Annotated in this window: 24 protein-coding genes, 1 tRNA gene, 1 rRNA gene and 1 other RNA gene; 3 read left to right on the top strand and 24 right to left on the bottom strand. The window is 41.0% G+C overall.

Annotated elements, in window-relative coordinates; all coding sequences use genetic code 11:
• Both ACQ5H4_RS14535 and ACQ5H4_RS14530 read right to left on the bottom strand, forming a co-directional pair.
• Window positions 1–79: ribosomal RNA gene (locus tag ACQ5H4_RS14535) — 16S ribosomal RNA — on the bottom strand; the annotation flags it as partial.
• Between the two features lie 384 nt (window positions 80–463).
• Window positions 464–847: a cupredoxin domain-containing protein gene (locus ACQ5H4_RS14530; RefSeq protein WP_430775702.1), complete on the bottom strand. Its 384-nt coding sequence runs from the start codon at window positions 845–847 to the stop codon at window positions 464–466.
• A gap of 707 nt (window positions 848–1554) precedes the next feature.
• Here ACQ5H4_RS14530 and ACQ5H4_RS14525 point away from each other — a divergent pair.
• Entirely contained in the window at window positions 1555–1725 is a 171-nt protein-coding gene (locus tag ACQ5H4_RS14525) for a hypothetical protein (RefSeq protein ID WP_430775701.1), read from the top strand.
• 109 nt (window positions 1726–1834) lie between these two features.
• On the opposite strand, the gene ssrA is transcribed toward ACQ5H4_RS14525, so the two are convergent.
• The 5 genes from ssrA to secG form a co-directional block, all read right to left on the bottom strand.
• Window positions 1835–2170, bottom strand: a transfer-messenger RNA (tmRNA) gene (ssrA, locus tag ACQ5H4_RS14520).
• 163 nt (window positions 2171–2333) lie between these two features.
• Window positions 2334–2798, bottom strand: coding sequence for an SsrA-binding protein SmpB (gene smpB, locus ACQ5H4_RS14515; protein WP_119709954.1), 465 nt, complete (start codon window positions 2796–2798; stop codon window positions 2334–2336).
• 99 nt (window positions 2799–2897) lie between these two features.
• Entirely contained in the window at window positions 2898–5261 is a 2364-nt protein-coding gene (gene rnr, locus ACQ5H4_RS14510; RefSeq protein WP_430775700.1) for a ribonuclease R, read from the bottom strand.
• A 19-nt stretch (window positions 5262–5280) separates the two neighbouring features.
• Entirely contained in the window at window positions 5281–6027 is a 747-nt protein-coding gene (locus ACQ5H4_RS14505) for an alpha/beta hydrolase (protein ID WP_430775699.1), read from the bottom strand.
• Window positions 6028–6166: 139 nt separating this feature from the next.
• Window positions 6167–6397, bottom strand: a complete 231-nt coding sequence (gene secG, locus ACQ5H4_RS14500; protein ID WP_430775698.1) for a preprotein translocase subunit SecG — start codon at window positions 6395–6397, stop codon at window positions 6167–6169.
• Window positions 6398–6495: 98 nt separating this feature from the next.
• On the opposite strand from secG, the gene ACQ5H4_RS14495 reads away from it, so the two are divergent.
• On the top strand, window positions 6496–7530 hold the full coding sequence (locus tag ACQ5H4_RS14495; protein WP_430775707.1) for a nuclease-related domain-containing protein: 1035 nt from the start codon (window positions 6496–6498) through the stop codon (window positions 7528–7530).
• Between the two features lie 148 nt (window positions 7531–7678).
• On the opposite strand, the gene eno is transcribed toward ACQ5H4_RS14495, so the two are convergent.
• From eno to ACQ5H4_RS14445, 10 genes are all read right to left on the bottom strand, one after another.
• Window positions 7679–8974 (bottom strand): phosphopyruvate hydratase, encoded by a 1296-nt coding sequence (gene eno / locus ACQ5H4_RS14490; RefSeq protein WP_066058826.1) that lies wholly within the window; start codon window positions 8972–8974, stop codon window positions 7679–7681.
• A gap of 146 nt (window positions 8975–9120) precedes the next feature.
• Complete coding sequence (gpmI, locus tag ACQ5H4_RS14485) at window positions 9121–10656, bottom strand: 2,3-bisphosphoglycerate-independent phosphoglycerate mutase (RefSeq protein ID WP_430775697.1); 1536 nt, start codon at window positions 10654–10656, stop codon at window positions 9121–9123.
• On the bottom strand, window positions 10649–11410 hold the full coding sequence (gene tpiA / locus ACQ5H4_RS14480; RefSeq protein ID WP_430775696.1) for a triose-phosphate isomerase: 762 nt from the start codon (window positions 11408–11410) through the stop codon (window positions 10649–10651). The genes gpmI and tpiA overlap by 8 nt, the downstream gene beginning before the upstream one ends.
• Window positions 11411–11433: 23 nt before the next feature.
• The gene (locus ACQ5H4_RS14475; protein ID WP_430775694.1) at window positions 11434–12618 is read right to left on the bottom strand and encodes a phosphoglycerate kinase; all 1185 of its coding nucleotides are present in this window, start codon (window positions 12616–12618) and stop codon (window positions 11434–11436) included.
• A gap of 153 nt (window positions 12619–12771) precedes the next feature.
• On the bottom strand, window positions 12772–13779 hold the full coding sequence (gene gap / locus ACQ5H4_RS14470; RefSeq protein WP_160549601.1) for a type I glyceraldehyde-3-phosphate dehydrogenase: 1008 nt from the start codon (window positions 13777–13779) through the stop codon (window positions 12772–12774).
• Window positions 13780–13829: 50 nt separating this feature from the next.
• Window positions 13830–14849: a sugar-binding transcriptional regulator gene (locus ACQ5H4_RS14465; protein WP_430775692.1), complete on the bottom strand. Its 1020-nt coding sequence runs from the start codon at window positions 14847–14849 to the stop codon at window positions 13830–13832.
• 127 nt (window positions 14850–14976) lie between these two features.
• Window positions 14977–15225 carry a glutaredoxin family protein gene (locus ACQ5H4_RS14460; RefSeq protein ID WP_430775690.1) on the bottom strand — a complete coding sequence of 83 codons (249 nt, stop codon included), beginning with the start codon at window positions 15223–15225 and terminating at the stop codon, window positions 14977–14979.
• Between the two features lie 13 nt (window positions 15226–15238).
• Window positions 15239–16552 (bottom strand): RNA polymerase factor sigma-54, encoded by a 1314-nt coding sequence (rpoN, locus tag ACQ5H4_RS14455; protein WP_430775688.1) that lies wholly within the window; start codon window positions 16550–16552, stop codon window positions 15239–15241.
• A 106-nt stretch (window positions 16553–16658) separates the two neighbouring features.
• Window positions 16659–16730, bottom strand: a tRNA-Arg gene (locus ACQ5H4_RS14450).
• Between the two features lie 90 nt (window positions 16731–16820).
• A complete protein-coding gene (locus tag ACQ5H4_RS14445) occupies window positions 16821–17369 on the bottom strand; it encodes a DUF6241 domain-containing protein (RefSeq protein ID WP_430775686.1) in 549 nt (182 codons plus the stop codon).
• A gap of 669 nt (window positions 17370–18038) precedes the next feature.
• Between ACQ5H4_RS14445 and clpP the strand changes: the two genes are divergently transcribed.
• The gene (clpP, locus tag ACQ5H4_RS14440) at window positions 18039–18680 is read left to right on the top strand and encodes an ATP-dependent Clp endopeptidase proteolytic subunit ClpP (protein ID WP_391559099.1); all 642 of its coding nucleotides are present in this window, start codon (window positions 18039–18041) and stop codon (window positions 18678–18680) included.
• Between the two features lie 51 nt (window positions 18681–18731).
• Here clpP and ACQ5H4_RS14435 read toward each other — a convergent pair whose 3' ends face one another.
• The 7 genes from ACQ5H4_RS14435 to ACQ5H4_RS14405 form a co-directional block, all read right to left on the bottom strand.
• Window positions 18732–18989, bottom strand: coding sequence for an HPr family phosphocarrier protein (locus tag ACQ5H4_RS14435; protein WP_119709969.1), 258 nt, complete (start codon window positions 18987–18989; stop codon window positions 18732–18734).
• Window positions 18990–19029: 40 nt separating this feature from the next.
• Entirely contained in the window at window positions 19030–19983 is a 954-nt protein-coding gene (gene whiA / locus ACQ5H4_RS14430; protein ID WP_430775683.1) for a DNA-binding protein WhiA, read from the bottom strand.
• Window positions 19984–20020: 37 nt separating this feature from the next.
• Window positions 20021–21004 (bottom strand): gluconeogenesis factor YvcK family protein, encoded by a 984-nt coding sequence (locus tag ACQ5H4_RS14425; protein ID WP_430775682.1) that lies wholly within the window; start codon window positions 21002–21004, stop codon window positions 20021–20023.
• Window positions 21001–21894, bottom strand: a complete 894-nt coding sequence (gene rapZ, locus ACQ5H4_RS14420; RefSeq protein ID WP_160548677.1) for an RNase adapter RapZ — start codon at window positions 21892–21894, stop codon at window positions 21001–21003. The genes ACQ5H4_RS14425 and rapZ overlap by 4 nt, the downstream gene beginning before the upstream one ends.
• A gap of 12 nt (window positions 21895–21906) precedes the next feature.
• Complete coding sequence (locus ACQ5H4_RS14415; protein WP_066058777.1) at window positions 21907–22365, bottom strand: NUDIX hydrolase; 459 nt, start codon at window positions 22363–22365, stop codon at window positions 21907–21909.
• Window positions 22366–22667: 302 nt separating this feature from the next.
• Window positions 22668–23618: a thioredoxin-disulfide reductase gene (trxB, locus tag ACQ5H4_RS14410; protein WP_430775681.1), complete on the bottom strand. Its 951-nt coding sequence runs from the start codon at window positions 23616–23618 to the stop codon at window positions 22668–22670.
• A gap of 102 nt (window positions 23619–23720) precedes the next feature.
• Window positions 23721–25202 (bottom strand): tetratricopeptide repeat protein, encoded by a 1482-nt coding sequence (locus tag ACQ5H4_RS14405; RefSeq protein ID WP_430775680.1) that lies wholly within the window; start codon window positions 25200–25202, stop codon window positions 23721–23723.
• Window positions 25203–25363: the final 161 nt, after the last annotated feature.

Genomic DNA, 25363 nt, shown 5'->3' with positions numbered 1-25363 from the left:
TCCCAAAGATCCGCTCGACTTGCATGTATTAGGCACGCCGCCAGCGTTCGTCCTGAGCCAGGATCAAACTCTCCAATAAAGAGTAAGATTAGCTCTTAAAGTTTAAAACTTAGTTAAAACGTTGACGTTTGTTGTTGTCTTGTTCAGTTTTCAAGGTTCAATTAAGCACTTGATTATCTTACTATATCATTTCACCGTTGTCAACTTCTGCGAAAAAACTTTTTTAATCGTTATTTTCAAGTCGTTGTTGTCGGCTACAAGTAATACTATATCATCTTAATTCGCAGAAGTCAACTTCTGTTTTAAAATTATTTTTTCAAGAGGCTTCAACATCTGAAGCCAAGGATTACATATTACATAATTCTTTTATAAAAAACAAGAGGTTTATCATATATTTGTACACTAAAATAATAACCAGCAAAAGTTGTCAAATATAAAAGCAAGGCACGAATGGCCCTGCTAGTTAATTGACTATTACTTTTCCAACCATACCTTCCTTGACATGGTACCTACATATTAGTTCGTATGTACCAGGGGTTTTCGGATTTACAGTAATTGTTTTTTCTTTACCCGGCTGAACTTCTGCGTCAATTCCGAGCTTTTCCACTGTAAAGGTATGCTCTTTCTTACCTTTGTTTTTCAATATCAACGTTGTCGTTTTTCCATTGGGGATAGTAATGGCTTTTGGATTAAAGTAATCATCGTTTAACTCGACCTCAATCGCTTTCTCCATTTCCATAGGTTGCGTAACGTCACCGACTTTGGCAAACACACCGAATGGTGTAGTCATAACCAGAATCATCGAAAGCAAAACGACTAACCCTGTTAACCTCATTTTCATAGACAATCCCTCCTTTCCTAAGAACTATTTTCTTCTAATTCGTAAAATATTATCACTTTAAATTTGTTTTCCAACTTCCTTCTAAATAGAGCTTTTTACAATAACTGAGACAAAGATTATCGATCGACCTATGAATCAACTTCACACAGCACTTATTTCATTATTTAATAAATTGTACTTATTTCGTTAAGTCAAACATCTTTACTATGCTATATAATAATATAGGAACATTTGTTCCATAAGAGAAGAGGAAGCTAATTGAAGGAATGGGAAGCTTCATATATAGCTGGAACTATTGATGGTGAAGGTTCTATAAGCCTAACCAGAATGCATAAAGGGGAATTTAGGTGACCTTGTATTTCGATCTCCTCTACTGATAAAGAATTATTGATTTACATAAAAAGCTTAACAGATGGAGTAATATACAATAAAAAAAATTATAATCCTGAAAGACATAAAGACTCCTACACATTAACTATTAAGAAAAAAGAAAAGGTGTTTGAAGTATTGGAAAAAACACACCCCTATTTAAGGGTTAACAAAAAACGAGCACATGCCCTTTGGATTCTAAGATTTTATGATAATGTTAGTCGAAGAAACGGGAAATATTCACCCACATTATTAAAACAAAAACTACAATTCAAAGAGGAATTTTTTCAGTTATAGCTTTTTAGACAAAATAAAAACCACCAAATATGTATTTGGTGGAGACGGTGGGACGTGCTATTCCATTCTTTCGAGATGGCACTGACTATATCTTAAACCTGTTAGTTACAGGTTCTTCGGCGTATTATGCAGATCGTAGTTTTGCTTGCTTCACAAGCAGGATGCTGCATCCTAGTACTACCATATTGGCAGCCTATAAGTCGATACACGGCTGTTGAATTGCTTCACATACCGCTCGGCATTGCCTTATCGCCACGAGTGCGACTTAGGTTTCACCGATAAAGCCGAATTTTCACTTGTATGTTACCACACAAGGCGACTATGAACTAATCGAACCCACGTCCAAAGATATCGCCACTTAAGCGTCTACGAGTGTAGTCGACATATTCGTATTTCGCTGAACCATCTGCCTATCGACAGGCGCCCGGTCAGCTAGTCTGGTTGTTCTCTTCCTTCACCCTCAGACGGTGGGATCCGGCGTAGTCCACTTAAAGTGAGTCCCTTACCCTACCACATGGACGATGGAGGGAGGAACAGCTACGCGCTATTAAGCAGCGAAAGCTAAGTTGTTGTTTGTTTTGCCAGTTATAGGCTTTGACGTTTTAACGAGGCCGATCCCCTCGACTCGCAACCTAAGCTCGAACTACCCCTGTCGAATCCGTAACGTCCCCTCAAGTTAAAGGTGCGCTATTGGTATTTCACGCTAGCGTACGTTAGGAAAGTCTGAAGGTAAGCTTCAGAGCTAAGAATATGTTTGTCAGTTACCCGACATAAGTTATTATAGCATACTTCTTTACGATTTCAATTGTAAGTTTTTGTAAGTAACTTATTTCTGTCTTTCTCGGAAAGCTCGTTCGATGTCACGCTTTGCTTCCTTCTTTTTCAGATCTTCACGCTTATCGTAGTTCTTCTTCCCTTTTCCAAGACCAATTAAAATCTTTGCGTAGCCATTTTTCAAGTATACTTTCAGAGGAACTAGCGCATAACCCGCTTCCTTTGTTTCGCCTAATAGTTTATCAATTTCTCTCTTATGAAGCAATAACTTACGTTGGCGAAGAGGGTCGTGGTTGTAGCGATTTCCTTGCTCGTATGGGCTAATATGAGCATTTAATAGATAGATTTCGCCGTTTTGAATTCTTGCATACGAATCTTTTAAGTTTATACGACCATTACGAATCGATTTAATTTCCGTTCCTTGGAGAACCATTCCTGCCTCATATGTTTCTTCAATAAAGTAGTCGTGATTTGCCTTTTTATTTTGGGCAACGACCTTCCCCATTCCTTTTGGCACGATATTCTCCTCCTTTCGTGCTCGTCTGTTTCTCTATTGTAGCAAACTTCCCCAATAGAGGGAAGAAGAGAGCCATACTGAATGGCTCTCTCTGTATGATTACCGTTTTTTCTTACGCTTCGCTTTAGGAGCATTTTCGAAATGCTTCTTTTTCTTACGAGCAGAGCCAGGGCTAGAACCTGATCCACCACGCGGCTTCGAGCCAGCAGATCCGCCAGATCCGCCTCTTGGGTCCCCAGCACCTGCTTTCCTGCGAGGCTTTTTCTCGGTACTGCCTGTTTTAAATACCCTAGGTGTACGATCGCGATCAACTGGACGAGCTCCCTTCATACCAACGACTTCAAAGTCGATGGAACGCTCGTCTTTATCAACTTTTACGACACGTACAGTAATTTCGTCTCCAATTCGGTAGACCTTCCCGGTACGTTCACCGATCATTGCATAGTGACGCTCATCAAAGCGATAATAATCATCCGTCATATAGCTAACGTGAACCAAACCTTCAATCGTATTCGGCAACTCAACAAACATTCCAAAGTTTGTCACCGAACTAATCATGCCATCGTATTCCTCACCGATTTTATCCATCATATATTCCGCTTTTTTCAGCTCATCTGTCTCACGCTCGGCATCAACTGCACGACGTTCCATCTTAGAGGTATGTTCTGCAATGTCTGGTAAGCGAGCATCCCATTTTTCACGCGTTGCTTGATCAAGCTTACCCTCAATAAGATACGTTCGAATGAGGCGATGAACGATTAAGTCTGGGTAACGACGGATTGGTGACGTAAAGTGCGTATAGAACTCCGTTGATAGTCCAAAATGACCAAGACTTTCTGGATCGTACTTCGCCTGCTGCATCGAGCGAAGCATAACGGTTGAAACAACCATCTCTTCAGGCTTTCCTTGTACTTCTTCAATGATTTCCTGAAGCGCACGAGGATGAACCGAATTCGCTGTTCCTTTTACGATATAGCCAAAATTCGTGATAAACTCGAAAAACTTACGTAGTTTATCTTCCTTTGGATCTTCGTGAATACGATAGATAAATGGCACCTCCAGCCAATGGAAATGCTCAGCAATTGTTTCGTTTGCCGCAAGCATGAATTCTTCAATTAACCTTTCCGCAACGGAACGCTCACGAATGACCACATCCGTTGGTTTGCCATCCTCTTCAACAAGAACCTTTGCTTCTTTAAAGTCAAAGTCAATAGCTCCTCGATTCATCCTCTTATTACGTAGGATAGCTGCTAGCTCTTCCATCATCTCAAACATAGGGATAAGTGGCTCGTAACGATTCAAGAGCTCCTCGTCTTTGTCGGTTAAGATTTTATTCACGTCACTATAGGTCATACGTTCTTTTGTTTTGATCACACTTTGGAAAATTTCGTGATTAACGACTTCCCCCGTCGATGTTATCTCCATCTCACAAGAAAGCGTTAGACGGTTAACCTGTGGATTCAAAGAGCAGATCCCATTTGACAAGCGGTGCGGAATCATCGGAATCACACGGTCCACAAGGTACACACTTGTCCCTCTATCGGCAGCTTCACGATCAATCGGAGACTCCTCCGTTACATAATGTGATACGTCAGCAATATGTACGCCCAGCTTGTAATTTCCGTTAGGAAGCTTTGTAACCGTTACAGCATCGTCCAAGTCTTTTGCATCGGCACCGTCAATGGTAACGATATCTTGGTCACGAAGATCGCGGCGACCTACGAGATCCTTTTCATCAATTTCATCTGGAGTCTCATTTGCTTGCTTGATGGCTTCTTCTGGAAATGGCCCTGGAAGTCCATGCTTATGAATGACTGAAAGAATATCAACTCCTGGATCATTTTTATGTCCAAGAATTTCAATAACTTCACCTTCTGCGCTTTTTCTTCCTTCTGGATACATCGTGAGAAGCACGACAACTTTATGTCCTTCCACTGCCCCTTTTGCAGCAGCTTTAGGAATAAAAATATCACTCGTAAACTTTTTATCATCTGGAATCACAAAGCCAAAATGCTTGCTTTCTGTATAGGTTCCAACCACTTGCTGAATACCACGCTCAAGAATTCGTACGATCGTTCCTTCTCTCCTCTGGCCAGAGGTTTCTGAGTTTACACGTGCTAATACGGTATCACCGTGCATGGCATTATTCGTTTCATTTGGCGGGATAAAGATATCATCCATTCCTGGTTCTTCAGGAATAACGAATGCAAATCCCTTCGAGTGTCCTGTTAATTTTCCTCTTATTAGGTTCATCTTGTCTGGCAGTCCGTAACGATTGCTTCTTGTTCGGACGACAAGTCCCTTTTCTTCCATATGTACAAGTGCTTTTACAAAATCTTTAAAATCACCAGAGTCCTGGATCCCAAATGCTTCTTCCAGCTCCTGTACAGTTAGAGGCTTGTAGGCTTCGTCCTTCATATAATGAAGAAGTTTATCGACGTGTTGTTTAATACTTTCGTCCATAGTAAACCCTCCTTTTCACTTATTCTTCCCAATTTAAACTTTCTAAAAACTGAAAAACGTCTTCGTGTAACTGTTCCTTCTCTTTATCTAGGGTGATGACGTGTCCAGATTCTTCGTACCATTTAATAGACTTTTCATCAGATTCAATTCCGTTGTAAATAATGTTGGCACTGTCTGTATTGATCATATGATCATGGCGTGCTTGAACAACAAAGGTTGGAGCGTAAATATGATCCACATGATCACGAACATCAGCAATAAGGTTTTGTAGTGCCTTCAATGTGTTCATTGGCGTCTTTTTAAAGTCATCCATCTCTGCTTCGACTTGTTCAGCTGATTTTCCTTCACGTCTTTTAAATTCCCGAGCGTAATCCAGGATTCCCTCATACATGACTTCTTCACTTTTTATGTACATCGGGGCACACATTGGAACAATTCCCTTAATAGGTACAGTGTAACCCAATTTCAGTGAAAATACGCCACCTAGAGACAGCCCAGCCACAGCAATTTCCTTGTGGCCCTTATTTTTCAGGTACTCGTACGCCTCTGTCACGTCCTCCCACCAGTCTTCAGGTCCCGTATGGACAAGTTCTTCCGGTGGAACTCCATGCCCTTTGTAGTGCGGCGCATGACAGGTGTACCCTCTTTTTTCTAAAAAACGACCTAGAATTCGTACGTCTGCACTGTTTCCTGTAAATCCGTGTAGGAGAAGAACCGCTCGTGATCCCCCTTCAAACGTAAATGGCTTTGGCATAGCAATTTTCATATGTAAAACTCCTTTAAACTGTTCGTATCTATTTAATTATTGTAATCATAGTTTGCGACGACATTCCAATGATATGTTCGAACATTTCACAACAGCCACAAAAAAACCTGACCCCGAAAGTGGCCAGGTTTGTAGACTCTTAAAAAACGTACGCTAGTAAAACCGTTAGGATAAAGAAGAATACCGATAAAACGATTGTCGCACGGTGGAGGTATAGGTCAAGTCCACGTGCTTTTTGCTTCCCGAATAACTGTTCCGCTCCACCCGAGATAGCACCAGAAAGACCTGTACTTTTTCCAGACTGAAGAAGCACAACCACAATCAAAGCGATCGAAACGACCACAAGTAATACAGTAACTAATGTTTCCATAAAAAGTCCACCTCCTAAAACGCACATTGCAGTAGTTTAAATGTACCATAACACAAGTTTATAAACAATAGTTTCCTTTTGGAGGAAATGTGGGGGTGATGGGAGAAATGGTAGAGGAGATCATTTTGATTGGAGTGGTGTTATTGTTTGTTAAGGATTTTGAGATGCCTTTAGCCATTTATAAGTTAATGGCATTGGAAAAACGGTTAAATGCAGGTCAATGCGTGAAAGCTGAAGTGACGAGTGAATTAGCTAGAAGACTTGCCGGACATAAAGGTGAGCAATCCCTCTTGTATTATCTTCAACAACTCCCCGAAAAAGAGTACTTTATTTTCCACAATTTACGTCTTCCATTAGGAGAATTCTACTTTCAAATTGATTTCCTAGTTCTAACTACTAGATTTGCATTGCTACTCGAAACGAAAAATATTATGGGTACGTTGTTTTTTGATTCAGCATTTGGTCAACTGATTCGCATGAAAGATGGGGAGGAAAACGGATTTCAGGACCCAATCACACAGGCGAAGAGACAACAAGAGAAGTTGGGAGCGTGGTTATTGAAACACTGTGGTTTGCGTATTTCAATAGAGTACTTTGTGGTGGTAAGCAACCCAGCTTCCATTATACGAACTGATCCTGGTAAAGCATACTTGTTTCAGTGTGTTATTCATAGTGATAAGTTACCAGAGCGAATTAACGGACTGAATAGTAAATTCAAAATGGATATTTTGGATCAACGTGGAGTTAAAAGAGTAAGTAAGCTTCTTTTAAAGAGTCATCGGCCTGCTGAATATAATGCACTTGGTCGATTTGGGTTATCTCCTGCTGATATTTGTAAAGGGGTGAAATGCGGTGCTTGTGGTAGATTGAGGATGGAGCGATTGTATGGGAAGTGGTATTGTGCGTATTGTGACAATAACGATGCTAATGCACATATTTCTGCACTGAAAGACTACTTTTATTTAATAAAACCGACGATAACGAACCAGGAATTTCGGGAATTTATGTTGTTAGAGTCTCCGGATGTGGCTAAACGTCTATTAAACGAGTTAAACCTGGACTATTCCGGATCAAATAAGGGGCGAATCTATTATCCAAAAGCCAGCGTAGAGGAAATATCAGCGAGTTTATAAATATATCAGCGACTTTTGCAACTATATCAGCGAGTTTTTGAATATATCGGCGACTTTCACCAATATATCAGCGACTACCACACTCCTAATCGTCCAACTGAACTCACAAAAAAGCGGGCCCAACAAAAGGCCCGCCCATTAACTCAAATTACTTCTTCAAGTTATAAAGTGATTTCATTCCATCGTATACAGCTAGTTCGCCAAGCTCGTCTTCGATGCGAAGAAGTTGGTTGTACTTAGCAATACGGTCTGTACGGCTCATAGAACCAGTCTTGATTTGACCAGCGTTTGTAGCTACTGCGATGTCAGCGATTGTTGCATCTTCAGTTTCACCAGAACGGTGAGAAACAACTGCTGTGTAACCAGCGCGCTTCGCCATTTCGATTGCTTCGAAAGTTTCAGTAAGAGTACCGATTTGGTTCACTTTGATAAGGATTGAGTTAGCAATTCCTTTTTCGATACCTTCAGCAAGCTTCTTTGTGTTTGTAACGAATAGGTCGTCACCAACTAATTGAACGCGGTCACCGATGCGCTCAGTTAATAGCTTGTGGCCTTCCCAGTCGTTTTCGTCTAAACCATCTTCAATTGAGATGATTGGGAATTCGTTAACTAATTCTTCGTAGAAGTTAACCATTGCTTCAGAAGATAAACCAGTGCGGCCTTCTCCAGCTAGGTCATATTGTTTTGTTTCTTTGTTGAAGAACTCAGAAGACGCTACGTCCATACCTAAGAAAATGTCTTTTCCAGGCTCGTAACCAGCATTTTTGATTGCTTCCATGATCACTTGTAGAGCTTCACGGTTTGAACCAAGGTTTGGAGCGAATCCACCTTCGTCACCTACAGCTGTGTTAAGACCTTTGTCAGAAAGAACTTTCTTTAATGAGTGGAAAATTTCAGCACCCATACGGATAGCTTCTTTGAAAGTAGGAGCTCCTACTGGTAAAATCATAAATTCTTGGAAGTCAACGTTGTTGTCAGCATGAGATCCACCGTTGATGATGTTCATCATTGGAGTTGGAAGTTGCTTCGCGTTGAATCCACCAAGGTAACGGTATAATGGAAGACCAACAAATTCAGCAGCAGCGTGTGCAACAGCCATAGAAACACCTAGGATTGCGTTAGCGCCTAGCTTACCTTTGTTTTCAGTTCCGTCTAATTGAATCATTGTACGGTCGATTCCAACTTGGTCAGTTACATCCATACCGATGATTTCTTCAGCGATAATATTGTTTACGTTATCTACCGCTTTTTGAACACCTTTTCCAAGGTAGCGTGACTTGTCGCCGTCACGTAGTTCTACTGCTTCGTGCTCACCAGTTGATGCACCAGATGGAACGATTGCGCGTCCGAATGAACCAGACTCCGTAATTACTTCTACTTCTACAGTTGGATTTCCGCGTGAATCTAATACTTCACGAGCGTATACATGTTGAATATATGGCATAATAAAATCTCTCCTTAAAATGGTTTTTTAATAGTCATGGTCAGTTTCGTCAAAGACGTAAACTGCCTTTTTACTTTTGAAAAATGGTCAGTAACGTTTGCTTCCGCCATGTGCTAGCAGGTCCGGCATCCACAATCGATACCAAATTACTTCTTAAGTAATGTCTTCCCAGTCATTTCAGCTGGTTGTGCTACGTTTAATAGTTCAAGCATCGTTGGTGCAAGGTCGCCAAGGATTCCGTCTTCACGAAGCTCTATGCCTTCCTTAGTAACAATAACTGGAACTGGGTTTGTGGTGTGAGCAGTCATTGGGTTACCCTCTAATGTCACTACTTCATCAGCATTCCCATGATCGGCTGTGATTATCGCTGTTCCACCTTTTTTAATGATGAGATCAACAATACGACCAAGGCACTCATCTACCGTTTCAATCGCTTTAATTGTTGGCTCTAACATTCCAGAGTGACCTACCATATCAGGATTAGCGAAGTTTAAGATAATCGCATCGAAGTTATCTTCCTCGATCTCTTTTACTAACGCGTCTGTTACTTCATAAGCACTCATTTCTGGTTGAAGGTCATATGTTGCAACTTTCGGTGAGTTGATCAAGATACGCTTTTCACCAGGGAATTCCGCCTCACGTCCACCGCTCATGAAGAACGTTACGTGTGGGTATTTTTCTGTTTCAGCGATACGAAGCTGTGACAGATTGTTTTGAGATAACACTTCACCAAGTGTGTTATCAAGGTTTGTAGGTTCAAAGGCTACATATCCATCAACCGTTTCACTAAAGTGTGTTAAGCACACGAAGTTTAAGTGTTGTGGATGCTTATCGCCGCGGTCGAACGAACGGAAATCTTTATTTGTAAACGTGTTAGAAATTTGGATTGCACGGTCTGGACGGAAGTTATAGAAAATAACTGCGTCATTATCAGAAATCGTTGCAACCGGCTCTCCATTTTCCTTTTTCAAAACAGATGGAAGAACGAATTCGTCGAAGATTCCGTTGTTGTAAGAGTCTTCTACAACATCCATAGCGTTTGAGTAGGCAGGACCTTCTCCGTACACCATTGCACGGTAAGATTTTTCTACACGTTCCCAACGCTTGTCACGGTCCATCGAGTAGTAACGACCAGAAATCGTTGCAAACTGACCAACACCGTATTCTTTCATCTTTTCTTCAGCTTGCTTGATAAAGTCACCAGCAGACTGTGGTGCTACGTCGCGGCCGTCTAAGAATGCATGAACGTATACGTTCTTCACACCTTCCTGAGCAGCTAACTTGAGTAGCGCAAATAAATGCTGAATATGACTATGAACTCCACCATCAGACAATAATCCGAATAAGTGAAGATTTGTTCCGTTCTTTTTCACGTGATTGATCGCATTTAAGAATGTTTCATTACGCTCGAATTCACCTTCACGAATCGATACATTCACACGTGTTAAGCTTTGGTACACAATACGTCCTGCACCGATGTTTAAGTGGCCTACTTCGGAGTTACCCATTTGACCTTCAGGTAATCCTACCGCTTCCCCAGAAGCAATTAGCTGTGCGTGTGGATAGCTGTTCCAAAAACGTTCAAAATTTGGTTTGTTCGATTGTGCAACTGCATTTCCCATACGCTCGCCACGAAGTGCAAAGCCGTCAAGGATGATTAACGCAACAGGAGACTTACTCATTCTTACCTGCCTCCAATAATTGTACAAACGAATCAGCTTCTAAGCTTGCTCCACCAACTAAAGCGCCGTCGATATCTGGCTGTGCCATGTACTCAGCGATGTTACCTGGTTTTACACTTCCGCCGTATTGGATGCGAACAGCAGCTGCTACTTCGTTAGAGTAGTTGTCTGCAACTACTTGGCGAATATGTGCACATACTTCGTTTGCATCTTCAGCAGTAGAAGATTTACCTGTTCCAATTGCCCAGATTGGCTCATAAGCGATAACCGTTTGCTTAACTTGCTCTTCTGTTAAGCCAACAAGTGCTTTTTTCACTTGATCGCCCACAAGCGTATTGGTTTCACCAGCTTCACGTTGCTCTAAAGTTTCCCCACAGCAAACGATTGGTGTAATACCATGCTTGAATGCAGCAAGAGTTTTCTTATTCACAGACTCGTCTGTTTCATTGAACATTTCACGACGCTCAGAGTGACCAATGATCACATATTGAACACCAAGATCAGCAAGAGCTGGTGCAGAAACTTCACCTGTGAATGCTCCGCTTTCTTCAAAGTGCATGTTTTGAGCACCGATTTTCACTTCTGTTCCTTTTGCTCCGTCAACTAAACGCTCTAAAAATAATGCTGGAGCACAGATTACAGAATCCACTTTTTCAGAAGAAGGAACGATTGACTTTACTTCATTCAAAAAGCTCGTCGCTTCTGAAAGAGTTTTATGCATTTTCCAGTTACCTGCAATAATAGGTTTACGCATGGTTTTCATCCTCTCTAAAAATATTACTTATCGTTTAATGCAACGACTCCAGGAAGAACTTTACCTTCCATGAACTCAAGAGAAGCTCCGCCACCTGTTGAGATATGGCTCATTTTGTCAGCAAGGTTGAATTTTTCAACGGCTGCAGCTGAATCTCCACCGCCGATAACAGAATATGTACCTTCAGATGCTGCTAATGCTTCTGCTACTGCCTTTGTTCCGTTTGCAAACGAATCTAATTCGAATACACCCATTGGTCCGTTCCAAATAACAAGCTTAGACTCTTTAATGACATTGCTGTAAAGCTCAGCTGTTTTTGGTCCGATATCAAGTGCTTCCCAATCCGCAGGGATCTCATCGATTCCTACCGCTTTTTTGTTTGCACTATCAGAGAAATCGTCAGCAACAATTGCATCAACTGGCATATAGAACTTAACGCCTTTTTCTTCCGCCTTCTTAATGAAAGAAAGAGCTAAATCCATTTTGTCAGCTTCTAAAAGTGACTTACCAATCTCGTGACCTTGAGCTTTAATAAATGTATAAGCTAAGCCACCGCCGATGATTAGGTTGTCTACTTTTTCTAAAAGATTGTCGATTACACCAATCTTGTCTTTTACTTTTGCTCCACCGATGATTGCAGTAAATGGTCTTTCCGGATTAGATAGAGCTTTTCCAAGAACATCAAGTTCTTTTTCCATTAATAGACCAGAAACAGCTGGTAGGTGGTGTGCAATACCTTCTGTTGAAGCATGTGCACGGTGAGCAGCACCAAATGCGTCATTTACATATACATCAGCTAGCTCAGCAAATGCTTTTGCTAATTCAGGATCATTCTTTTCTTCCCCAGCATAGAAACGAACGTTTTCTAATAAAAGAACATCGCCTTCAGCCATTTCAGAAACTAAAGCTTTTACGCTATCACCGTAAGCTTCGTCCGCCTTCTTCACATCTTTACCAAGAAGTTCAGATAAACGACCAGCCACCGGAGTTAAACGCATTTCTTCTACTACTGCACCCTTTGGACGACCAAGGTGGCTAGCAAGGATTACTTTTGCGCCTTGCTCAGTTAGGTATTGGATGGTTGGAAGAGCTGCACGAATACGAGTTTCGTCCGTAATCTGTCCATCTTTCATAGGTACGTTGAAATCCACTCGGCAAAATACTCTTTTACCTTTTAATTCAATGTCTTTTACACTCTTTTTGTTCATCGGAAAATCCTCCTATTTAGCATAAGCTTTGAACATAGAAAAGGAGGGGGATTTGTTCCCCTCTCCCCTTTTTAAACCTATTTTGCTTCAAAATGGCAAGAGTTAAACCCATAATCCATTTATTGTCGCAATTGAAGTTTTTTTTCCTTAAGATTAAAGACCTTTAGAAGCGATGTATTCAGCAAGGTCAACTACGCGGTTAGAGTAACCAGACTCGTTGTCATACCAAGAGATAACTTTCGCCATGTTGCCTTCCATAACCATTGTAGAAAGAGCATCGATTGTAGAAGAAGCTGGGCTACCGTTGTAGTCAGTAGAAACTAGTGGCTCTTCAGAGTAATCAAGAATTCCTTTTAAGTCACCTTCAGATGCTGCTTTAAGAGCTGCGTTGATTTCGTCAACAGTTACATCTTTGTCAAGTTCAACAACTAAGTCTACTAAAGAAACGTTAGGAGTTGGAACACGCATAGCTCCACCGTTTAACTTACCTTTAAGTTCAGGAAGAACTAAAGATACAGCTTTAGCAGCACCAGTAGATGTAGGGATGATGTTTTCAGCAGCTGCACGAGCACGACGTAAATCTTTGTGTGGTAAGTCTAAGATTTGTTGGTCGTTTGTGTAAGAGTGAACAGTTGTCATCATACCACGACGAACACCGAAGTTGTCGTTAAGAACTTTAGCAAATGGAGCTAAACAGTTTGTAGTACAAGATGCGTTAGAGATAACGTGGTGGTTAGCTGCATCGTACTTATCGTCGTTTACACCCATAACGATTGTGATATCTTCATCAGTTGCAGGAGCAGAGATGATTACTTTCTTAGCGCCAGCTTCTAAGTGCTTAGCAGCGTCAGAACGCTTAGTGAAACGACCAGTAGATTCAACTACTACTTCAACTCCAAGGTCTCCCCATCCAAGTTGAGCTGGGTCGCGCTCAGCGATAACTTTTACTTTCGTTCCGCCAACTACTAGGTAGTCGCCGTCAACAGTTACGTCTTCTTTAAGCTTGCCGTGAACTGTGTCATATTTTAAAAGGTGAGCAAGTGTGTTTGCATCAGTTAAGTCGTTTACTGCTACAACCTCTACGTTAGGGTTTGTTAATGCTGCGCGGAAAACGTTACGTCCAATTCTACCAAATCCATTAATACCTAATTTTACTGCCATGATTTGTTTCCTCCTTTAATTGAATAAGGATATTTTTTTATTTAAGGGGGTTAGCCCTGTAATAACTGTTTTGCGGCTCCTTCATCCGTAATTAATACGGTGTTTTTGGGAGCTTGCTGCATATAAGAGCGAATTGCCTTTTCTTTTGAAGCTCCTCCAGCAACAGCGAGCACATGCCCTGTTTTTGCCAGATCATCAAGTTGAAGTCCAACTGTTCTTACTTTGTGGACCACTTCTCCTGCTTCGTTAAAATAATACCCGAATGCTTCACCAACCGCTTGTCTTTCTTCGATTTTACGTAAGTCCTCCACGCTTGTTCGTCGGCGTTGGGCCATTGTCATAGCGTCTCCTACTCCGTGTAAAACCATGCTTGCAGATTTGATTAAACCAAGAACTTCTTTAATATGAGGTTCCTTTAACATCATGTGGTACGTTTCACTGCTTACTTGATCAGGGACATAGAGCACCTTGTGGCTTGATTTAGTTCTTTCTGCCATTTTGGCACAGATGGTGTTAGCTTGATTTTGAACATCTTCCCCAATTCCCCCGCGTCCCGGTACAAAAAGAAGATCTTTGCCGAGGTCTGGAGTTAGCATCTCTGCTACAGTTGCCATTGTTGTACCACCAGTAACTGCGATGATATTTTTTCCCTGTAACGAATTTTTCATGCAAAGAGCACAAGCTCTTCCTAATTCGCTTTTTACCCATGGTGACTCATCACTGTTACCTGCTACAATGATCACTTGCTGAATACCAAGTTTCCTTCGGAGTCTTTCTTCCATTTTGTCGATACCTGATATCTCACGCATAACCGCTTCTAATCCCTCTAGTAATTCCCTTCCATCTTCAGTAAGACTCATTCCTACACTTGATATAGTGATTAAGTCTTGCTCTTTCAGAAAGGAAACTTCACTTCTGAGGACTCGTTCTGTTACACCGAGACTGACAGATAAGCTTCGACGACCTACTGGCTCCATGGAACCTATGTACTGTAAAATATGAAAACGTTCCTGCATAACAGAGAGCAAATCAGGTAATAATCTTTTTTGGATATCAATGATCGACTGCATATTGATGTCTCCTTCATCCTATATGGACATTATATGTCCCTCATAGACATAATGTGTCCCGCTGAAGGTAAAAAAAATCACCCCTGCTACAAAACTTATTCTAACAGGTGCGATTTCCCTTTTCAACTCATATACGGTGTATTTTTTTTGTAAGCGCTTCGTTTATGAACATTTTGTCTAACTGTCCATATTGAAGCTCCTCTCCGTCCAAAACAACGACAGGGATCATTAATCCATAGCGCTCTGTCCATTCATCATTCGTATCAATATCCTTCTCGATGATTTCAAACTCCCAGCTTTCCTGTAGTTCGGTAAGGATCGCTTTTCCTTTTTCGCATAAAGGACATCTTTTTCTAGTATAAAACTCAATAATCATTAGACAATCTCCTTTAAAATCTCTTTCGCTTGGACGAAGATGGAATTCCGAGCTGGTCCCTGTATTTGGCTACCGTCCGTCTAGATATCACAAATCCATCATTTTCTTTTAATATATCTAAAATTTCCTGATCGGAATAAGGCTTTGCTTTATCTTCCCCATCAACCAATTTCTTAATGGCATCCTTCACCTGGTTTGACGAAGTGGCCTCTGAATTGGTCGTGGATACCATGTTTGTAAAGAACGATTTAAGCTCAAATGTTCCAAACGGGGTTTGCATATATTTTTCACGGACCGCCCGGCTAACAGTGGACTCATGAACATCTATTTCCTCTGCAATTTCTCTCATCGTCATCGGCTTTAAGTGCAAAGGCCCTTTTTCGAAAAAGTTTTGCTGTCTTTGCACAATTGCAAGTGACACCTTAGTTATTGTTTCCTTTCGTTGCTCTAAGCTTCTGACAATCCACGAGTAGTCCTGTTGCTTTTCTTGCAAGTATTTGTTGAGACTTGCATCTTTTACGGATGAAAATTGTTGATAATATTCCTGCTGGAACGAAAGCTTCGGGAGCACGTCATCGTACACACTGATTTCAAAATGCTTCCCATCCCATTTAACCGATACATCTGGTATCACATAGGAAGGTGCTTCTTCATGAAAGTCAGCCCCTGGGCGCGGATTTAATGTTTGAATCAAGTCAAAAGCCGCTTGGATATCAGAAAGACTTACGTTTAGTCGTTTGGATAGTGTTTTCCATTTCTTTTCTGCAAACTCTTCAAAATGATCACTGACCAATTTTTCCGCTAAAGGATTTCGGTTCGGCATACGAATTAGCTGTAAGAATAAACACTCCCCTAACGACCTCGCACCTACCCCAGCTGGTTCAAGGTCTTGGATAATAGAAACTAACGAGTCTACTTTCTCGCGTGAAATGCCTAATGTAGTAACAATAGATTCGTTGCTCATTACAATGTAACCGTTTCCATCAATATATTCTAAAAAAGTCTTAAGCAGCCCCACATCCGAGTGGTTCACTACTTGAGCATATAGATGGTCAAATAAAGTAGCGGCCGTTTTTCCTATTTGCTCAATCCAGTTTTGCTGATCTTTATCTATGACTCTCGTTTTTTTCGGTCGATCTTTGCGGGGATCCATCGTTTTAACATGGGAGGTTTCAATCTGGATAAGGGGATTTTCCAATGCTTTGCTTTCTAAAAAAGCCGTAAGCTCCTGGGAAGAATACTGAAGTAGCGTAATCGCCTGTGAAAGCTCTTGCGTCATCTTTAATTTTAATGTCTGCTGTTGCCACAATCCTGCTTTTAAATTCATCTTCTCACCCCCACTATCTATTTTACATGAAGATAAGAAGGAATTGAATGGGTAGTAAATAAAAAAACACCTGTCTATAGTGACAAGTGTTTCTCCATATAAATGACGCCCTCGGAGGGAATCGAACCCCCATTTCAAGAACCGGAATCTTACGTGCTATCCGTTGCACCACGAGGGCAGAAAAGTGCTTATATGCAAAATAAGCGCTCTTACATCATACTAGATGATTCGTAATGCTGTCAACGACTAGTCGTCCCCTGCTTCCACTCTACTTCATATACTTCTCTATAAATTTCTCTTCCTCTTTCATACTTAACAGGCCAGTCGCTTTTCCAACATTTCCGTCCTGTATTTCCCATATTGTATTATGGTCACTAACTGCTTGGGAAAAATCTCCTTCAAGCCATCGTTCAAGAATCTTGATATACGTGTTAGCATACTTATATTCATTTTGATTGGCGACCACCACATCGTAAAGGCGCTTGACTCGTTCTTCCGTAATAAGAATGGCTCCCCATTTCTTTTCGGCTTCCACCTTTTGATGTGACATATGATGAATAGCAGATTGCACTTCAAATTCTTTTAAATCACTCGGAAATACTTGCTCCACGTTTTCATCTATTTGGATTTCAAGTCCTCCTTCTTCAACGGATGCCTCTGCTTCCTCTGCTTGCTTGAGCACCCGGTCGGTCCCACCGCTTGATGGAGTGGCATTTGTCCAATACGAAAACACACCAAAACCAGCCATGATCACGAGGCCTGCACTAATTGCTGCGATTTGTATTTTGTTTAGTTTGAAGGTCTTTTTCGTTTCCACGTTTTCCACTCCTCTGCTAATTTTTCTACATTTTATAATGTTGAATTGCTTGATTTCGTGGGGCTTAGAGTGTTTTTGATGGTTTTTTCGCGAATAAGAGAGTGATTCTTTTAGATTCATAGAGTTTGTTTGGTGATTCTGTGAATTTATTAGTGATTTTGGAATTTTTACTTACGATTCTGAGATTTTACTTGAGATTCTGAAATTTTATTTGCGATTCTGAGATTTTATTTGCGATCTTCAGATTTTATTTGCGATTCTAAGATTTTACTTGCGATCTTCAGCTTTTATTTGCGATTCTGAAATTTTACTTGCGATCTTCAGCTTTTATTTGCAATTCACAAAAGTTACTTGCGATTCCCCGACAATATTTGCGATTACTAACCCTCATTCGCATTCAACCGATCCCACTACCCCAAACCCATCCACCACTACCCAATTCCCTCATTATCATTACCCTACATTTTACAACAGTTCCCATTTTCAGTATAGTGGAAAAGTTCAAATTCTTGTTTAAAAAACCGCCCAGTGGGTATGATGGAAAGTGGGTTTATAAGTACATAGCAATTTGTGTCGAACAATTCTGTAGCTATTTGTTTGACCTTTATTGACCATGAGTGTATCATGAAAATACATACAGTTACACTTTAAACATACTTAACCAATTGTATGTTTGACTCTCATTTAAAGGAGGAAAAAGAAATGAATTTAATCCCTACAGTTATTGAGCAAACGAACCGTGGAGAGCGTGCATACGATATTTACTCACGCCTATTAAAAGACCGCATTATCATGCTTGGAAGTGGAATTGACGATAATGTGGCTAATTCAATCGTCGCTCAGTTATTATTTTTAGAAGCGGAAAATCCTGAAAAAGACATATCCATCTACATTAACTCACCAGGTGGTAGTATTACAGCTGGGATGGCGATCTACGACACGATGCAGTTCATTAAGCCTGACGTTCAAACGATTTGTATCGGTATGGCGGCATCAATGGGTGCATTCCTTCTTGCTGCTGGTACAAAAGGAAAGCGTTACGCCCTTCCAAATGCAGAAGTAATGATTCACCAACCGCTTGGTGGAGCACAAGGTCAAGCAACAGAAATCGAAATCGCTGCGAAGCGCATCCTTTTCCTTCGTGAAAAGTTAAATGGCATTCTTGCTGAGCGTACTGGTCAACCAATGGAAGTCATTTCTAAAGACACAGACCGCGATAACTTCATGACAGCTGATCGTGCAAAAGAATATGGCCTAGTAGACCATATCATTTCACGCAACACGCTTGAAACGAAGAAGGAAGAAAAATAAAATTTCAACAGTAAAAAACTCGCTCTCATTCTCTGGAGCGAGTTTTCTTTATTATGCTTCTTTTTGAACGTATTTTTCTAACGCTTCAAGTGCTGCTTCTTCATCCGTTCCATTAACGATCAAATTCACAGATGAACCTGAGCTAACAGCTAAGCTCATAAGTCCCATAATGCTCTTAGCATTTACCTTTTTACCGTCTTTCTCTAAAAATACTTCTGACGAAAAACGATTTGCTTCTTGTACAAACAACGCTGCAGGGCGTGCCTGTAAACCCGTCTTTAACTTTACTACCACTTGTTTTTCCACCATACTTGCTTTCCTCCCCTATCCTTATCTTTTATCTATATCATTACATGGTTTTACTCACGTTTTCCCCGACTCGAAGCTTTTCGGCAATTTCGTCAATTTTACGAAGACGATGATTGATACCTGATTTACTGATGGTTCCTCCAGATACCATTTCCCCTAGTTCCTTCAACGTGACATCTTGGTAAGCAATACGAAGCTCTGCAATTTCTCTAAGCTTTTCAGGTAAAATATGAAGACCTACATTATCTTGTATAAACCTGATATTTTCGACCTGTCGTAAGGACGCACCAATCGTCTTGTTTAAGTTCGCTGTTTCACAATTAACTAGCCTATTCACCGAGTTACGCATGTCACGGACAATCCGAATATCCTCAAACCTTAGTAGTGCATTATGAGCACCGATAATATTTAAGAATTCGGTGATTTTTTCAGCTTCCTTTAAATACGTAATGAAGCCCTTTTTTCTTTCAAGCGTTTTGCTGTTTAAACCAAATGTATTCATCAATTCACATAAAGAGTCATTATGCTCTTTATAAAGTGAAAAAATTTCGAGATGATAAGAGGAAGTTTCCGGGTTATTCACCGAACCTCCTGCTAAAAATGCTCCACGTAAATAGGAGCGCTTACAGCATTTCTTTTTAATAAGTGCCTCAGCAATATTGTGAGCAAACACAAATCCTTCTTCTAGGATAAATAAATCCTCTAAGATCATCTTTGCATCCTGTGATAGCCTTACAATATACACATTGTTCTTTTTCAATCTCATTTTCTTTCGAACTAGAAGTTCTACTTGAACGTCGTAATATCGTTTTACCAACGTATAAATTCTTCGGGCAATCGCAGCATTTTCCGTTTGGATATCGACCACTAATTTTCGATTAGAGAAGGACAATGAGCCATTCATTCGAATCAAAGCGGACAGCTCCGCTTTCCCGCAACATTCTTTTCCTTCAATATTCGTTAACTCTTTTTTCGTTTCCGAAGCGAATGACACATCTTCACCTCCTATACAAACGGTTGCTTAAGTGTTTCTACGCTTTAGACCGCTTGCGGGTTTCATTTATTAATAGAGAATATAAAATATTTGCTACTTCCCTTGTGTCATGGCGGATTACTCCATTTTCAAGGCTCATGATTTCTCCCTCTACCACTTCGAGTCCTAAATCATATAGAGTAGTTAAATCAAAGTGTACAGGTTTTGCTAGCTCTTCGCTATAGCGAGTAAGAACCTCTTCTGGGATATGTTCCCTATTTACTAAAATCGTGTTCATGAAATCCCTCTTCATATGGTCGTAAATCGCTTTCACATGGTCGCTTGCGGAATAATCAAGCGTCTCACCCGCTTGAGTCATTAAATTGCAAATATACACCTTCTTCGCCTTTGCACGGCACACTTCCTCACCAAGCTTTGGGACAAGAAGATTAGGTAAGATACTAGTATACAAGCTTCCTGGTCCAATGACGATTAAATCCGCTTTTCGAATGGCATGAAGAGTCTCCGGTAGCGGAGTCGCATTACCAGGTGTTAAAAACACTCTCTTGATCCGTTTTCCGGAGTAAGGAATTTTCGATTCCCCGGAAACGATCGTGCCGTCCTCCATTTCAGCATGTAACACCACACTTTGTGTAGCAGCTGGAAGTACCTTCCCACGTACGTTCAATACCTTGCTCATCTCTTGTATGGCATGAGTAAAATTCCCTGTGATGGATGTCATCGCTGCTAAAATTAAATTACCAAGTGAATGACCAGATAATTCATTAGCAGTTGCAAAACGATGCTGAAACATTTCCTCAATTAACGGTTCTACATCTGATAATGCCGCTAGTACATTGCGAACATCTCCCGGAGGAGGAATGTCCATTTCATCTCGAAGGCGTCCAGAGCTACCGCCATCGTCAGCAACCGTAACGATGGCCGTAATATCAACGGGAAACTTCTTTAAACCGCGAAGCAACACCGGCAACCCTGTTCCGCCCCCAATAATCACAATTCGAGGCTGTCGAATCTTCGTCATGTAGTTTGTTCCTTTCTCCTTTCGATGTCACGATGAGTGATTCGAGTTTCATAATCTTTTTCAAAGTGGTGTGCAATGGTTTCAGTCAATGCCACGGATCGATGCTGCCCACCTGTACATCCGATGGCCACCACGAGCTGCGCTTTCCCCTCACGTTTATAATGAGGAAGCATAAAGGCTAACAGCTCCGTTACTTTTTCTAAGAACTTCGTCGTTTCATTCCACTTCAGTACATATTTTGAAACATCCTCATCAAGACCCGTCTTTGGTCTCATCGACTCGATATAGTGCGGGTTCGGTAAAAAGCGAACATCGAAAACTAAGTCTGCGTCAATCGGAATTCCGTACTTAAACCCAAAGCTCATCACATTAACCGTAAAGATCGTTTGCTTATTCGCTGAAAATTCCGTTAAGATTTTTTCGCGTAATTCTTTCGGCTTCATTTGTGAGCTATTGTAAATGAGCTGTGCTCTTCCCTTTAATTCCTCAAGCAGTTCACGCTCCAGCTGAATACCTTCTAATGGAAGTCCGGACGGAGCAAGCGGATGAGTACGTCGAGTTTCCTTGTAGCGACGAACAAGCGTGGAATCGTCCGCATCTAAGTATAGAATTTGCGGTGTCACCCATGATGTTTCAGCAAGATCATCGAGCGCCTTGAATAAGTGGTCGAAAAACTCCCTCCCCCTTAAATCCATTACAAGCGCTACCTTATTCATCTTATTTCCGGACTCTTTCATAAGTTCAAGAAATTTTGGCAATAAGGTTGGTGGCAGGTTATCCACACAGAAAAAACCTAGATCTTCAAAGCTTTGAATGGCGACTGTTTTCCCTGCCCCAGACATCCCCGTTATAATCACCATTTGTGTATCTTGTGTCGCTCCTGTACTCATAAAAATTCCTCCTTAGCTAGGATCAAGACGATATTGAATTAACTGAAAATCGGTTGTATATGTAAACGTGCCATAGATGATTCCTTGACCGTGGATCATGTAGTCCAATATATGATAATCCCCTTCTGCCATCGGTAAATCTTTAATCTGATGAAAGTCATGCCAAGCAAGCTTCCCTTCCTCTGACTCATCCAGATTGATACCATCAGCTTCTGTTCCAAAAAAGGTGAACATCATCCACTCTGAAACAACTTGGTCTCCATCTTTCATGATAAATGTAAAAATGCCCTTAATATTGGGATTTCTCAAGTAAATACCCGTCTCTTCACGGTACTCTCGAATACAGCAGTCCCTCACTGATTCACCGGGCTCCATCTTTCCACCGGGAGCCACCCACCAGCCACGTCTAGGCTTTTGGAGCAGCAAGACTTTATTATCCTTTACTAATACACAATTTGTCACTCGTTGCACGCTTCAATCACCTCAGAGACTAGATTTAACGACTTTTATTCTTTCTATTATACTATTTTTACAATGGGCTCACAATGAATAGGAAATGGACAAATATAAAAAAAGAGCACAGGACATGTTCCTGTGCCAAAGATATATATCTTAAAAGGGGGTCAATTTCAATTCTTATTCTACACGAACAATGTTTCACTACTGTTACAGTATAATTAATTGGAGATTACGTTTTGTAAAAAATGGATGAAGGGATGCACCATTTAGTTGAATATGAAAAAGCTAACCCCAAAAGGCTAGCTTTTCTTATGTTATGCTTTTTGCTTTAATGATTCCATTAGTTCTTCTACATAGTGTTGCGCAGCTTGAGCAGCGATACTTCCGTCACCTGTTGCCGTAACAATTTGACGAAGTGTTTTTTCGCGAATATCTCCAGCAGCGAAAATGCCAGGAACCTTCGTTTCCATACGGTCATTGGTTTCAATGTATCCGTCACTGTTAGTAATACCAAGGTTCGCAAATGGTTTTGATAGAGGAACCATTCCGATGTAGATGAATACGCCATCCGCTTGGAATTCCTGCTCTGCGCCGTCTTGTGTTGACACAAGAGTAACACTACCTACCTTACCTTCTTTGCCATTGATTTGCTTCACGGTGTGATTCCAGATGAAATCAATTTTTTCATTGTCAAACGCACGTTGCTGAAGAATTTTTTGGGCACGAAGCTCGTCACGACGGTGAACGATCGTTACTTTAGAAGCGAAGCGAGTTAAGTACACTCCTTCTTCCACCGCAGAGTCTCCTCCACCAACAACGACAAGTTCTTTTCCTTTGAAAAATGCGCCATCACAAACCGCACAGTAAGAAACCCCACGGCCACCAAGCTCTTTTTCACCAGGAACGCCAATTTTCTTATATTCAGCACCAGTTGTAATAATCACGGCACGAGCTTTATACTGCTTTGAACCCGCAACAACCGTCTTATACTCTTCACCATCAATGACTTCTTTTATATCGCCATACGCGTACTCTGCACCAAACTTTTTCGCGTGATCAAACATTTTTGTAGAAAGCTCAGGTCCTAAAATATGGTCAAACCCCGGATAGTTTTCAACCTCTTCTGTGTTAGCCATTTGTCCACCTGGCACACCGCGCTCAATCATCAATGTAGATAAATTCGCACGTGATGTATACACAGCAGCCGTCATCCCAGCAGGACCGGCACCAGCAATAATGACATCATAAATTTTTTCTTCAGACACGTTTATTCACTCCTTTTAAAAAAGAAAACAATACTTGTAATAGTATTTCCTTGTTACCCTTATCCTATAAAACAAAGTGAGTGGAGTCCAAATATATGCTCACTAAATGAGCCCTTTTACAATTTTGACATATTTCTGGAGGGTGGAGCTGGATAGACTGTAAAGCTTTGCCATCTGTTGCTGAGATGTACGCTCCCCACGTTGCTTTCTCCACATATATTCGGTTGCCGCTGCCAACGCCTTCGAGTTGTTTGCTTGCACATTTTCTTTCATAAGTCCTGGCAAAATGGTAAACCATAATAAAAACAAGCTCGACTGTGTCGTACCAATCGGTTGATGCTGCTTATAAAGCTCCAGTGCCGTCTCATGTCCAGAACGCATGATAGGTTTTTCACATGTTTCCATGCTTAAAAGATCGACATATTCCTTTTCTATCGAGTACTTCGGCTTCATAGAAGTTAAAAGTTTTTCTTTTTCTCCCGATAAGGAAGCAAGGAATAACCCGAATAAACGCTCTTCAATGAAGCTGCTTTCTAGCTTTTGATGAATCGCTTTTGGAATATGCTCAAAGCCAGCTGCTTCTGGCTTATTCTTTTCCCATGGCTCATGTCCTTCTTTTTCAGGGCTGAATTCAAGAACTCTTTTCCACGCTTGCTCAGCCGTGGATTGACGATCAGTATGATACGCAGAGTAGGATAGCCAGTAATAAAATGGTCCATCCCCTTCAAATCCTACTCGTTGCAGCTTTCTTAGCCATCCGTAAGCCAGCTCATACTCTCCAACAAGCGCAAAGCTCGCTCCAAGTTTGAATTGATGTTCTTGCAGCATCGGCTTAATCTTTTTCAACACGTCCTTCAGGCTATTCACGTTCTCTTTATCCTTCAGATAAAAAGCAAACACAAGCTTGTTGCAAAGCGCATGCAGGTTGCCTGGATTTTTCGTGAGTACATCCTCAAGAATGCTGTCGGCCTTGTCTGTTTCTCCTAGATAGAAATAGGCAAGGGCTAGGTTATTGTAGGCTGACCAGTATTCAGGAAATTCCTCGATCACCTCTTCTAAAAGGTCAACCGCTCTTGGGAAATGTCCTGATTCTAATAAACGGCGCGCCTCATCCTGCTTTACGATTAAGTCATCCTCTTCGTACAGGTCCTCATCAAGCTCCTCGGCTTCAAGAGTGAGTAAGTCGATTAGTTCTTCCGTATCCTCGACAAACTCTCCGTCCTGATCCAGCTTTAAATACAGCGACGCGTGTGTGTATGCATCTTTAAAAAGGCCGAGATGTGCGTAGTTGTTAGCCAAGAAATAATGGCACTCCAGCATATGCTCATCCAGCTCTTCTAAAATTTCGTGCAAATAGCGATTGGACTGCTGATAGTCACCAAGCTCCGTACAAACAATCGCCAGCTGACAATAAATCATCGGCTCGCCCGGCTCTAACTGAATCGCACGCTCCAAATATTTTTTTGATTTATAAAAATCCCTCCGTTGATACGCCTTTAAGCCTTTAGCAAAGTAGTATTCACCAGTTGGATGAAAAGACAATAATTTACCTTTAGGTTGATATGCTTTAGAGTCTTTGCTCATGAAATCCTCCATTTAACGTGTTTACAAGCACTTCTTAGATGTAATGAAGTAATTTATAAAAAGAATATGTTTAACCTAATTATTATATCATAAGTCCTATGTTGCTGAAACCATGAATATAGAAAGGCGATCAAGGAAGCTTTGTCCAAAAAACAAATAAC

The sequence above is a fragment of the Bacillus coreaensis genome (assembly GCF_050586445.1).
Taxonomy (GTDB): Bacteria; Bacillota; Bacilli; order Bacillales; family Cytobacillaceae; genus Robertmurraya_A; species Robertmurraya_A coreaensis.
This window is presented reverse-complemented; position numbering and strand designations above follow the sequence as displayed.